This window comes from Chryseobacterium sp. SIMBA_038, from assembly GCF_046535115.1.
GTDB lineage: Bacteria > Bacteroidota > Bacteroidia > Flavobacteriales > Weeksellaceae > Chryseobacterium.
Window position 1 is genome coordinate 206,212 of the sequence record NZ_JAWRXH010000006.1, and the last position, 13,074, is coordinate 219,285.

7 protein-coding genes are annotated in these 13,074 nt (G+C 35.4%); all 7 read left to right on the top strand.

Features of this window, described 5'->3' with window-relative positions; genetic code table 11:
- The first annotated feature begins 200 nt into the window (after positions 1–200).
- The 7 genes from SB689_RS17195 to prmA all read left to right on the top strand — a co-directional run bounded on the left by SB689_RS17195 (position 201) and on the right by prmA (position 13,074).
- On the top strand, positions 201–3,284 hold the full coding sequence (locus SB689_RS17195) for a carboxypeptidase regulatory-like domain-containing protein (protein ID WP_410693342.1): 3,084 nt from the start codon (positions 201–203) through the stop codon (positions 3,282–3,284).
- Positions 3,285–3,456: 172 nt separating this feature from the next.
- Positions 3,457–4,203, top strand: a complete 747-nt coding sequence (locus SB689_RS17200; protein WP_410693343.1) for a glycerophosphodiester phosphodiesterase family protein — start codon at positions 3,457–3,459, stop codon at positions 4,201–4,203.
- 384 nt (positions 4,204–4,587) lie between these two features.
- Entirely contained in the window at positions 4,588–7,563 is a 2,976-nt protein-coding gene (locus SB689_RS17205; RefSeq protein WP_410693344.1) for a SusC/RagA family TonB-linked outer membrane protein, read from the top strand.
- Positions 7,564–7,574: 11 nt separating this feature from the next.
- Positions 7,575–9,023 (top strand): SusD/RagB family nutrient-binding outer membrane lipoprotein, encoded by a 1,449-nt coding sequence (locus tag SB689_RS17210; RefSeq protein WP_410693345.1) that lies wholly within the window; start codon positions 7,575–7,577, stop codon positions 9,021–9,023.
- A gap of 269 nt (positions 9,024–9,292) precedes the next feature.
- Positions 9,293–10,858: a calcineurin-like phosphoesterase C-terminal domain-containing protein gene (locus SB689_RS17215; protein WP_410693346.1), complete on the top strand. Its 1,566-nt coding sequence runs from the start codon at positions 9,293–9,295 to the stop codon at positions 10,856–10,858.
- 342 nt (positions 10,859–11,200) lie between these two features.
- On the top strand, positions 11,201–11,914 hold the full coding sequence (locus tag SB689_RS17220) for a 3-ketoacyl-ACP reductase (protein WP_410693347.1): 714 nt from the start codon (positions 11,201–11,203) through the stop codon (positions 11,912–11,914).
- A 332-nt stretch (positions 11,915–12,246) separates the two neighbouring features.
- Positions 12,247–13,074 (top strand): 50S ribosomal protein L11 methyltransferase, encoded by an 828-nt coding sequence (prmA, locus tag SB689_RS17225; RefSeq protein ID WP_410693348.1) that lies wholly within the window; start codon positions 12,247–12,249, stop codon positions 13,072–13,074.

The following is a 13,074-nucleotide window of genomic DNA, read 5'->3' on the forward strand; positions in this document are numbered from 1 at the left end:
ATTTAAAAAAATAAGACAATTAAATATTGTGAGAAAATTAATATCGCGTAACATATTCCAACGAATTGATTTTGTTTAGAATAAATTTCATGTTAAAACTAATTTAACATAATGTTGTAATAAAGTTTAAAAAACGTTAAAACTCCCGTAAACAGACGGCTCATAAAGTCAGGATACCTTTGCACAGCTAATTTGAAGATATGAAAAAAGTAAAGATTGTATTAGGGTTATTGTTCTTGAGCTTTGGAACGTTTGCATATGCACAGACCACACAGGCATCTATTGTGGGAAAAGTTTTGAATGGTACTGCTCAGGAGAAAGTAAAAGTAACGATTATCAATGAGTCCACAGGTTTTAAAACTGAAACCGAAACCAACTCAAAAGGAGAGTATATTTTTAAAGAAATTCCTCTTGGCGGACCTTACACGGTGATCGTAAATGATGAGAAAAAAGAAGGCTACACGGTGAATTTTGGTGATCAGGTGACTGTAAATGTTGACTTGGCAAATAGAGAAAAAAACATCGAAGAAGTTGTCATCACAGGAAACCTGAAAAACAAGATTGGAAACTTAGGTGCTGCAACAGCCATTTCTGCGAAAAACATCGGGATTTTGCCTGTGAATGGAAGAAATTTCACCAACCTTACAGAACTTTCACCATTAAGTGGAAAAGGAGGAAATTTATCAGGACAGTTAGGATCTTCTACCAACTTTACGATCGACGGGATGACCGCGAAAAACCCAACATCTGCAGGAGCGACAACAAGCCGAAGCGGTGCGCCTTTTTCAATCTCGATTGAAGCGGTTCGTGAATTTAAAATTACAACCAACCAATACGATGTGACGCTGGGAAGAAGTGGTGGAGGAACGGTAAGTGCGGTAACAAAATCTGGAACAAACAAATTTTCAGGAAGTGCTTGGGAATATCTGAGAACAAATTGGCTTTCAAGTCCATATGATATCAGAGGAAATAAAAGAACGAATGATTTCTCAACGTCTCAGTTCGGATTTTCATTGGGAGGGCCAATTATTAAAAATAAATTACACTTTTTCGTAGCGTGGGATCACCAGTTGGATTCAAGACCGTTGGTGATTGCGGATGTTCAATCTAAAGAAGATGCATTAAGATTTGGGGTTACGAATGAAACGCTTAACCAGGTTTTAGACATCGGAAGAGCAAAATACGGTATTGGAAACTCGCCACAATTCGGGACTTTTGATAAAGTAAGAAATTCTGATGCCGGATTTTTACGTTTAGACTGGCAGATTAACCCTAAAAACTTGTTAACCATAAGAAATAACTTTACTTACGATTTAAATAAAAACGGGTTGGCAGATAACACAGCAATCAATTTCTTTGAATCTTATGGTAATGATAAAAACTTAGACAACAGTTTGTTACTGACTTTGAGGTCAAATTTAAAGCCGAATATGACCAACGAATTAAAGGCTCAATATTTATATACGCAACAGGATAGTTATCAGAATGACGAGTTGGGACATGCGGTTCCAAGAGGAATCGTAGAACGTGTGCAGTCGGTTATTGATGAAAAGAATAAGCCGACAACAAGTATTCAGTTTGGAGGACATCGTTTTGGACAGGAGGGCTTTAGAAATAATGTTTTCCAGATTGTGGATAACTTATATTACAACACAGATAAAATTAAATATACTTTCGGTGCAGATTTGATGTACACAGGTTCAAAATCAATCTACGGAAGTGAGGTTAACGGAAGATTTCATTTTGATGGGTTAACCAATTTTAATAACCTTGTTTCAAACAGGTTTTACAGAGAAGTTCCTTTGGTAGATGATACTTCTGTAAGATCTAGTATCTGGAATGTTGGTATTTACGGTCAGATTCAGACTAAAATTGCAAAAGGTCTGGATTTAATGGCTGGTTTAAGATTAGATTACGGAGGTTATCCGAAAGCTGAACTTAACCAAAAGTTGCTCGATGAAATGGGAATCAGAACGGATAATCAGATTAAATCATTTATTATTCAGCCAAGATTTCAGTTTGAGTGGAATATCAATGAGGGAAATAAAGATTTCTTAAAATTCGGAGCCGGAATTTTCTCTTCTGACATTAATAATTATATGGTAATTAATAACTTGGTTTTTGATGGAAAACATTTAGCAACAGTAGATGTTAATCCTTCAAAAATTGGCTTGACTCCTGACTTTGTAAACTATAGAAATGATTACGGAACGGTTCCTACACTTGCTCAATATCAGCTCCCAACGATCAATTATACAGGAGAAGATGCTAAAATTCCAATCGTTTACAAAGCAAATATTTCTTACACTCACTTCTTTAATGAAAGATTCAGAGCGGGAGTTGCGGGTTATATGGCTTTAGGAAGAAACAATTATTTCTATTATGACAGAAACATGCAGACAAATCCTTTTTTCACGTTGAATAATGAAGGTGGAAGAGGAGTATTTGTCCCTGTAAATACGATAGATCCTACAAATGGAAAAATTGATTGGAAAGAGGGAACGATCAACAAAAAATTCGGAAGAGTTTTGGAACTTGTGAGTGACGGTAAAGTAAATCAGTTCTCGTTCGTGGTTGACACAAGTTACCGTTATTGGAGAGACGGAGAAATTACCGCAAGTTACACATGGTCTGATATTAAGGACAATACGTCTTACAACGGAAACGTAGCGAATTCAGCGACATTGTCTACGCTTGTTCAGAGTGATCCGAGAGATTTGAGAATGACGTATTCGGATAATCAGTTCCGTAATAAAGTTGTGTTGTATGGTAACTCACCAACGATTGCAGGATTTACAATAGGTTTAAGATATTCAGGAATTGGAGGAACTCGTTTCTCTCTAACTTCTGGAGGTAACATCAATGGAGATTTCGTTGATACTAATGATTTGGCGTATATTTTCCCGAATCTTACTCAGCCTTTGCTTGATGATCCAGAGGTTGGAAAAGCGTTAAAAAATTACATTACCGATTACAATAACAATATTGCAGAAAGAAATGGTGGTAAAAACGGATTTTATGGAGTTTGGGACATTCGTGTAGCGAAAAAAATTAAATTTGATAAAATCGGAGCATTCGAACTTTCGGTTGATATTTTTAACCTAGCGAATTTACTTAACAAAGAATGGGGCGTAAACAAATCATACGGAAACACAGCATTGTACAGAATTGACAAGTTTGACCCGATTACAAAACAATTTGTGTATTCTAAAAATACCAGTGGTTTAGCACCTTTATCAGGAAATCCATACCAAATTCAAATTGGAGCAAAGTATAGTTTCTAAACAAAATATGTAATGGTGAATGGTGAATTTTGCTTTGCAAGTCAATTGTTAATTATAAAACATTTACTTTAAATTGACAACGAAGTTAATTCACTATTGACCATTCACTTTTAAAATTATTACCTTTATCTAAAAGTCTCACGGCTTTTTAATATTAATATCTAATTATATTATGAAAAATTTTATCTTAGGGTTAGCAGTTTTAAGCACAGTTTCAATGAAGGCACAAACCCAGATTATCGCACACAGAGGTTATTGGCAGACGCAACCTCCGACAACGGAAAATTCAATTAAATCATTAGAAAATGCCCAGAATTTAAAAATTTATGGAGCTGAGTTTGATGTGAGAATGACGAAAGACGGTGTTTTGGTCATCAATCACGATGAGCATCATGCAAAAATGGAAATTTCTGAAACCAATTTCAAGGATTTAGAAAAAGTAAAATTATCAAACGGTGAAAATTTTCCGACTTTAAAAGATTATTTAAAACAAGGAAAAAAAGACAAATCGTTGAAGCTGATTGTTGAAATCAAGCCAGATAAGACAAAGGAAAAAGAAGATGAACTGACAGCGAAAACGATCAAAATGATCAAAGACATGAAGCTGGAATCTCAAAGTGAATTTATTTCTTTCAGCTTAAATATCTGTAAAGAAATCAAAAAATTGGCACCTACATTTAAAGTTCAATATCTGAATGGAGAATTGTCACCTGAACAAATTAAAAAAGAAGGTTTAGATGGAATCGACTACCATTACAGCATTTTCGATAAAAATCCAACATGGATTTCTGAAGCGAAAGCATTAGGTTTAATCACCAATTCTTGGACGGTAAATGATACTGCGGTTTATGACAAATTAAAAGTTCAGGGAATCGGTTTTATCACGACAAACATTCCTGATCAATTAAAAAATAAGTAATCCTTTATTAAGGTTAAGTGTTAAGCAAATTGTTCTGAAAATAAAGCTTAAATTAATATTCTTAATGATTTCAATATCAATCAGCCTGTCTCTATTTTGAGGCAGGTTTTGTTTTTTAAATCAATTTATTTAAAAATTAAACATTCAAAAACCTCTTTAATAAAGGAAAAATTTATTATATCAAAAAAGGACAATAAAGCTAAGTAAATATAGTATGCTATTCATGTTAAAAATGCTTAATTATTTAACCTATTGTTAACCAAATGAGTGTGATTTTTGTTAATCATAAGTTAATATTTTGTTTAATATTTCTTTAATAAATGTTAAAGTCTTGTTAAGACCGTAATCATAATGTCGGTCTAATTTTGCGCAAACAAAAAAGGTATGCGTAAAGAGACACAAAAGTTGTTGGTTTTGTCACTGCTCGGGCTCGTCAGTGTCAGTCTGACCGCTCAGGAGAAAGCTAAAAGAGACACTATTAAAAACATTGACGAGGTTGTGGTAACGGCTTTAGGTATCAAAAGACAAGACAGATCTTTGGGATATGTTGCCGAAACCATTAAGTCCGAGGAATTATTAAAAACTCAGAACAATAACTGGTCACAGGCATTGGAAGGAAGAGTTGCCGGTCTGAAAATTCAAACAGCAGGAGCCGGGCCTTTGGGAAGTTCTACCATCAAATTGCGTGGTGATATTTCCATGAATGCGAGTGAAAATAACGCTCTTATCGTTATAGACGGTGTTCCAATGAATAATAATACAACAGGGACAGGTTTTTCGGCTTATGGAGCAGGTTCCAAAGCAGATTTACCCATCGACTACGGAAACGGAATCAATACAGTCAACCCTGATGATATTGAATCCATTACGGTCTTAAAAGGTTCTACAGCATCCGCTTTATACGGTTCCAGGGGAGCAGGTGGAGCGATCATGATCACCACAAAATCCGGAAAAAGCAAAAACGGAAAAATACAGGTTTCTTTAAATTCTTATTCAAGTTACGATACCGTGTTGAAATGGCCGGATTATCAGTATGAATACGGGCAGGGAACGATGCAGAAAGATGCCAACGGAAACTATTTTTATTCTTATCAGGTTTCGGCAGACGGGCTTAATACTGGGGGAACAAGTAGCGCTTTCGGACCGAAATTCGCGGGACAGTATTTTTTCCAATATGATCCGGCAACGGAAGGTCAAAGTGCAACCAGACAATTATGGCAGCCTTACAAAGACAATATCAAAGGTTTCTGGAAAACAGGAACAACATTTTCAAACAATATTTCACTAGAATCTTCGAACGAAACGACATCTTTCAGGTCATCTTTAACCTATTTAAAGAATGAATGGATGATGCCAAACACGGGTTTCGACAGATTTAATGCAGCTTTTTCAGTTGATCATAAATTAAGTGAAAAATTAAAAATCGGGATTAAATTTAATTACAATAAGACGAAGAGTGACAATTTGCCTGCAACGGGTTACAGCAACCAGTCGATCTCATATTTCATGATCTTTCAAAATCCGAATGTTGATTTATCTTGGTACGCACCGATCTGGAAATCAGGGAAAGATCAGGTTGATCAGATTCACCCGTTCAGTTCGTTTATTGATAATCCGTATTTGATTGCTTACGAAATGCTGAATGGAGTTGATAAAAATTTCATCACAGGAAACGTAAACCTTAATTATAAAATTACTAAAAACTTCGAAGTGTTGGTAAGATCCGGAATGGAATTAACCAACGAACTGCGTACTCAAAAAAGACCTTGGAGCTCAGCAAACTATCTTCAGGGAATGTATAGAGAACAGCACATCAGGTTGATGGATTTAAATAATGATATCTTATTTACCTATAAAAATAAATTCAACGACTTCGATTTCAGTGCATCGGTAGGAGGAAATATCCGTTACACAGAATACACTATGAATGATTATCTGGCAGACGGACTTCTGAAACCGGGACTTTATACAATGCCAAACGGAATTTCAAACATCAATAAATTTGCAAAACCAAGTGATAAACAGGTTAACAGTACGTATGCTTTGGCAACTTTAGGATATAAAAACAAAGCGTTCTTAGATCTTACGGCAAGAAATGACTGGAGCAGTACGCTTCCGCAAGAGAACCGTTCTTACTTCTATCCATCGGTTTCTACATCGTTCATTCTTTCAGATATTTTCAAGTTAACGTCTGATAAATTTAATTATTGGAAATTAAGAGCTTCATGGTCTACAGTTGGAAACGATACGGATCCTTATATGTTGATAAAATACTATAATAACAGTGATTTTTCAGGTTCTGTAGAATCTCCGGCGTTATATCCGAACCCGAATCTGAAGCCCAACATGATTACAAACATGGAAGCAGGGATGGATTTCAGTTTTCTTAAAAACAGGATTAATTATTCCATAACGGCTTATCAAAATAATTCTAAAGATCAGATTGTAAAAATTCCGACATTGTGGGAAACGGGTTACAGTAATAGAGTGATCAATGCAGGAGAGGTTAGAAACAGGGGGCTGGAAATGACTTTAAATACATATCCGATCAGAAATAAAAACTTTTCATGGAGCGTAAACGCCAATTGGTCGCTGAACAGAAATAAAATTCTTTCTCTTCCTGAAGAGTTCCACGGCGAGCCTTACACAATGGCAAGTGTAGGGGGAGTAGTGTACTACAACGCATTTGTAGGAGGTTCATTGGGTGATATGTATGGTTATGGATTGATGTATTCTCCTGATGGACAGGTGATTTTCAACGCGAGCGACGGTTTAACAGCAAAACCTACCCAAATGAAGAAGATTGGAAACGCATATCCGGAATGGAGAGCCGGTCTTCAGAATGAATTCAGATATAAAAATATTACGGTAAGTTTCTCATTTGACGGTCAGTACAAAGGAATGGCATATTCGCAGTCTCACCACAAAATGACCGAACAGGGTAAACTTGAACATACATTGATCGGAAGAGATAACCCCGGAGGTTTGATCGTTGGAGCAGGTGTTGTACAAAATCCTGACGGTTCATTCTCTCCCAATACAAAAGGAGTGTTGGCATCGGCTTATTACGCTGATTATTATAGAAGAGCCAACGTAGAAACGAATACTTTCGATACTTCTTTCATTAAATTAAGAGATGCCAGAATTTCATATTCTTTCCCGAAAACAGTGACCGAACAGCTTAAAATCACAGATCTGACTTTAGCATTATTCGGAAGAAATCTTTGGATGTGGACGAAGTTTCCATTATTCGATCCGGAAGCTGCAACGCTTAACGATAACCAGATCACTCCGGGAGTTGAGATGGGTCAGTTGCCGACAGCAAGAACGGTAGGTATTCAGCTTAATGTTAAATTCTAAAATTTAAAATCATGAAAAAATTACTTTTAAATATTTTATTAATTACAGGAATTGGTTTTGTTTCAGTTTCTTGTGACAGGAATTTAGATGAGGTTAACGTTGATGAAAGTAGAATCAATGAGCCTGTAGCTTCAAAATTATTAGTTCCGATTCAATACAATATGTCTGCAATCAATTATATGAGAGCAAACGATTTCACATTCGATATCATGCAGGTTTCTCTTGATTTTCCGAACGAAGGAAACTCTCTGAGCCGTTATTATGTAACAGAAAATACAGGTGCCGGTTTCTGGAATAACAGCTACAAATGGCTGATGCAGATCAGTGATATGAAAAAAGCGGCAATAAGAGATAATGATGTTAATTATCAAGCAATTGCAATGGTCCTAAATGCTTGGGTTTATTCAAATCTTACGGATACTTATGGTGATGTTCCGTTTTCAGAAGCTTCTAATTTGGATGGAGGTATTTCTCAGCCGAAATTTGATAAGCAGAAAGATATTTATATTCTATTATTGAATGATTTAAAAACTGCAAATTCACTTTTCGTTACTACAAAATTACTGACAGGTTCTGACCTTTTCTACAAGGCAGAATCCGACGCCAACGGAATTGTAAATTGGAAAAAATTCTGTAACTCTCTTTCATTAAGATTATTGACAAGAATTTTAAAGAAAAACGGTGAAGTAAACGTTAATGAAAGAATTCAGGAGATCATCAATAATCCTTTGGTTTATCCGATTTTCCAGAGCAATGCTGAGACTGCAAAATTAAACGTAACCGGAGTTTCCCCGCTTCTTCCTCCGATTGCCAGACCTCAGGATTTCACGACAGGAAGAGCTGCTTCTGCATTTTTTGTTGAAACTTTAAAAGCAAATAATGACCCGAGAATGGCTTTGTTTTTTGGCCAGGCAAAAGATTTGGCAAGTGTAAATATTGGGTATAAAGGTGCTCCGTCTGGTTATACTTACGGAACGGTATTTAATTATCAGCCGTCAAACATGAATCAGAATTTAGCAAAAGCTCCATTAAATATTTTGATTTATCCATATGCAGAATTACAGTTCACCTTAGCAGAATTAGCAAACAAGGGAATTATTCCCGGAAGTGCGCAGACTTTCTATGAAAATGGGGTAAAAGCAACCATCGAACAATGGGGTGCTGTGATGCCTGCTAATTATTTTACCAATCCGATTGTGGCGTATGATGGTTCTTTAAACAAAATATATCTTCAAAAATATGTTGCTTTATTCTTTGTAGATCAACAGCAATGGTTTGAAAAGAGAAGGACAGGTTTCCCGATACTTCCCAACAATGGAGGACTTTTAAATAACGGAGATCTTCCTCAAAGATTGATGTATCCTCCAAATCCAAAGGTTTTGAATACGGCTAATTATCAAACCGCAGTTCAGCAAATGGGAGGAGATAATATTAACCTTAAAACATGGTGGAATCAATAGTTATTAATTTAATCTAAAAATTAACCATAATGTTAATCGCTTAGTTAATCACACAGTTTGTCATTCCGTAGAAATCTAAACTAAGTTTTTCCAAGATTGTTGAGATCCTTTCAGGATGACAAAAAGAATGTAAAAGCAATGCTTTCTTTGCTGAGTAAAACGCCCTTGCGAACTTAAAAACGAGATTTTGTTTAAAAGAAACTTAGCGGACTTTGCGATAAAAATAAAACCACCTTAATAATTAAAATAAAATGAATATAAAATTTTTAATGCCCTGCTTACTAATTTCAGCAATGGCATTTTCTCAAACCTCTGTTTCAGGATATGTATTTGAAGACAGTAACAAAAACCTGAAAAAAGAAAATAAAGAAAAAGGAATCGAAGGAGTAGCGGTTTCAAACGGAACTCAGGTAGTTTTGACTGATAAAAGCGGAAGATACAGCTTACCAATTCAGGAGAATCAGACGATTTTTGTGATCAAGCCTTCAGGATATATGACTCCCGTAAATGGAAATAATCTTCCTCAATATTACTATCAATATAAACCAAAAGGTTCACCGGCAGATTTCAAATACAAAGGAACTGCGCCAACTGGAGAGATTCCGAAAGAATTAAATTTTGCATTAAACAAGCAAAACGAAAGCAAAAATTTCGACATTTTAGTTTTCGGAGATCCGCAACCTTACACGGAAAAGGAATTGGATTATTTCAAAAGATCTATCGTAAACGAGGTTAAAAATACCAAGAAAAATGCAGTATTGGGAATCAGTTTAGGTGACTTGGTTGGTGATAATTTAAGTTTACAAAAACCTTATGCATATGTAATGAAAGAAGTTGGTTTGCCTTGGTACAACGTGATGGGTAACCACGATATGAACTACGATGCAAAGGAAGATTTACTCTCAGACGAAACATTTGAATCTAATTTCGGACCAGCAAACTATTCTTTCAACTATGGAAATGTTCACTTCATTATTTTGGATGACATTTTATATCCGGATCCGAGAGATGGAAAAGGATATTGGGGAGGTTTCCGCGAAGATCAGTTGAAATTCGTGGAAAATGACTTAAAATTGGTTGATAAAAATAAATTGGTTGTCGTTTCTTTTCACATTCCGTTGGAGCATAAAAACGAAGATAATTTCAGAAATGCAGACCGTCAAAAATTATTTGATTATTTGACTCCTTTTCAAAATGCTCTGATTTTATCGGCTCATACACACATCCAACAGCAGATTTTCTACGGAAAACAAGCAGGTTGGAATGGTTCAAAAGATCTTCACGAATATAATGCAGGAACAACTTGCGGTGACTGGTGGTCAGGAACAACAGACGATGCAGGATTGCCGACTTCAACCATGAGAGATGGGACTGCAAAAGGATATTCTTTCATCAGTTTTAATGATAATCAATATAAAGTTAAATACAAAACAGCCGGAAAACCGGAAGATTATCAGATAGGTTTATATGTTCCGAAAGCAATTCCTCATCCGGGCAGAACTTCTGCAAAAATCTTGGCTAATTTCTTCATGGGAAGCAAAAAAGACAAGGTGGAATACAGAATTGACGGCGATCAGTGGGAAGCAATGGAGTACGACGAAACGCTTGATCCAAACTTTGTAATGTCAGTTTTCAAATGGGATGTTACTCCAAATCTTTTACCTGGAAGAAGACCTTCAAACCCTGAAATGTCAAAGCACATCTGGACGGGTGCTTTTCCTAAAAAATTAACATTAGGAAAACATAAAGTTGAGGTAAAAGCATTGGATATGTACGGAAATCAGTTCACAACAACACAGGAATTTGAGGTTCAAAACCCGATTCTTATTCCTTAGTTTTTTATTTTTTTTACTATACTTTCAAGAAACCGATTCCTTTTTGGAGTCGGTTTTATTTTTTTTTTAAATTTAAATACAAATCTGTCCTAAACACAAATGGTACAAATGTTTTTCACGAATAAACACAATTAAAAGGTGTGATATTATCAATAGAAACGGGCTTTAGCCCGTTTGTTGAGATTAACAATTTAATTGGCTTTAGCCAAAACTTAAAAATATTTAATTAAAATTTTTGTGGTTAATAAATTTGTGTGATCTGTGAAAAATATTTGTGTTCATTTGTGTTTCAATCAAAAATCCCTTTCGTAAATTTGCTTAAACGAATAAAATACTATCAAAATGAACATAAAAGGGAAAAGCGCCATCGTTACAGGCGGAGGAAGAGGTCTTGGTAAAGCAGTTGCTTTGGCATTGGCAAATGAAGGAGTAAATATCGGCATTACAGGTAGAAATGAAGAAAACCTTAAAATGACAGTTGATGAAATCCAAAAATTGGGTGTGAATGCATGTTATGCCGTTTTCAGTATGGATAATGAAATTCATGTAAAATCAGGAATTGAATCTCTGGCAGAACAATTGGGTGGAATTGATATTTTAATCAATAACGCAGGAATCGGAGACTTCGGAACAATCGAAGAAATGCCTTCTGAAACTTGGGAGCAAGTGATTAAAACTAATCTTTTTGGAGTATACTATGCTGCAAAAGCAGTTCATCCTTTTATGAAAGCAAAAGGAGAGGGAGATATCGTCAACGTAGCATCAACAGCAGGTTTGAAGGGCGGTCCGAATATGTCAGCATACGCAGCTTCCAAAGCAGCAGTCGTTTCTTTATCTCAATCTATGATGGCAGAATGGAGAAAACAAAATATCCGTGTCATCACATTAACGCCAAGTACAATCGCTTCTGATATGTCGATCCAAGGTGGATTAACAGACGGAAACCCTGAAACCGTTCTTCAACCGGAAGATTTTGCAGAATGGGTAAGAGATATTTTAAAAATGAACAGAAGAGCTTTGATTGCAAACGGTTCTATTTTCTCTACAAATCCATAATTTAGAAATAATTTTCATATCAATAGGAGCGGGCTTTAGCCCGCTTTTTTTATCCATAAAACATCTTGGCTTCAGCCAAAACATAAATAATTGTTTAGATCCTTCCAGGATGACAAAATGCTGTTAAAAGATTTGTGTTCTTTGCTAAGTGAAACGCCTTTGCGAACTTAAAAACATAAAGCTTATCAAAAGAACTTTGTACTCTTTGTGTTAAAAAGTAAACACTTCGACTCCGCTCAGTGTGACATTCCCAATGCTAACAGTTTAAAAACAAAAAGTAATAATTACTTTAAATCAAAAAAGTAGTTTTATTTTTGCAACAAATTATTCACATGCAAAATTATTTAGAATTCGATTTCAAGATTTCTCCGCTTCAGCCTTGGAGTGATATATTAATGGCAGAGCTTATCGAGATAGGTTTTGACAGTTTCACAGAAGAATTGGAGGGTATTTTAGGATATATTCAGAAAGATTTATTTAAGGAAGAGGAGCTTAAAGCATTACCGCTTTTCCAGAATGAAGACGTTAAAATTGAATATACTTTCAAGGAAATGCCTAACATCAATTGGAACGAAGAATGGGAAAAGAATTTTTCGCCAATAAATATCGATGATAAAGTATTGATCAGAGCAGAATTCCATGAATCTGTTCCGGGAATGCATGAAATTATCATTCAGCCTAAAATGTCTTTCGGAACGGGGCATCACCCGACAACGCATTTGATGATCCAACAGATGATGGATATTGATTTTAATGGCAAAAAAGTCTTAGATATGGGTTGCGGAACTTCTGTTTTGGCGATTTATGCCAAACAAATTGGAGCTGGAGATACAAAAGCGATCGATATTGATGAATGGTCAGTTGAAAATTCAAAAGAAAACGCTACAAGAAACAATGTCGAACTGGATATCGAATTAGGAACTGCCGAAAATTTAGGAAAAGAAAATTATGATATTATTTTAGCGAATATTAACCGAAATATTTTAATTTCAGATATCCCAACTTATGTTTCTGTATTGAATGATGGTGGGAAATTATTGCTTTCAGGATTGTGTTTCTTTGATGTGGACGATATTTTAGAAGTTTGTAAAGAAAACGGACTTGAATTAAAAAAGAAACTTCAAAGAGAAGAATGGGTAAGTTTATTGCTTGAGAAATAA

Coding starts and splice junctions, on each gene's coding strand:
- SB689_RS17195 (WP_410693342.1), top strand. CDS start 201: ATGAAAAAAGTAAAGATTGTATTAGGGTTATTGTTCTTGAGCTTTGGA.
- SB689_RS17200 (WP_410693343.1), top strand. CDS start 3,457: ATGAAAAATTTTATCTTAGGGTTAGCAGTTTTAAGCACAGTTTCAATG.
- SB689_RS17205 (WP_410693344.1), top strand. CDS start 4,588: ATGCGTAAAGAGACACAAAAGTTGTTGGTTTTGTCACTGCTCGGGCTC.
- SB689_RS17210 (WP_410693345.1), top strand. CDS start 7,575: ATGAAAAAATTACTTTTAAATATTTTATTAATTACAGGAATTGGTTTT.
- SB689_RS17215 (WP_410693346.1), top strand. CDS start 9,293: ATGCCCTGCTTACTAATTTCAGCAATGGCATTTTCTCAAACCTCTGTT.
- SB689_RS17220 (WP_410693347.1), top strand. CDS start 11,201: ATGAACATAAAAGGGAAAAGCGCCATCGTTACAGGCGGAGGAAGAGGT.
- prmA (WP_410693348.1), top strand. CDS start 12,247: ATGCAAAATTATTTAGAATTCGATTTCAAGATTTCTCCGCTTCAGCCT.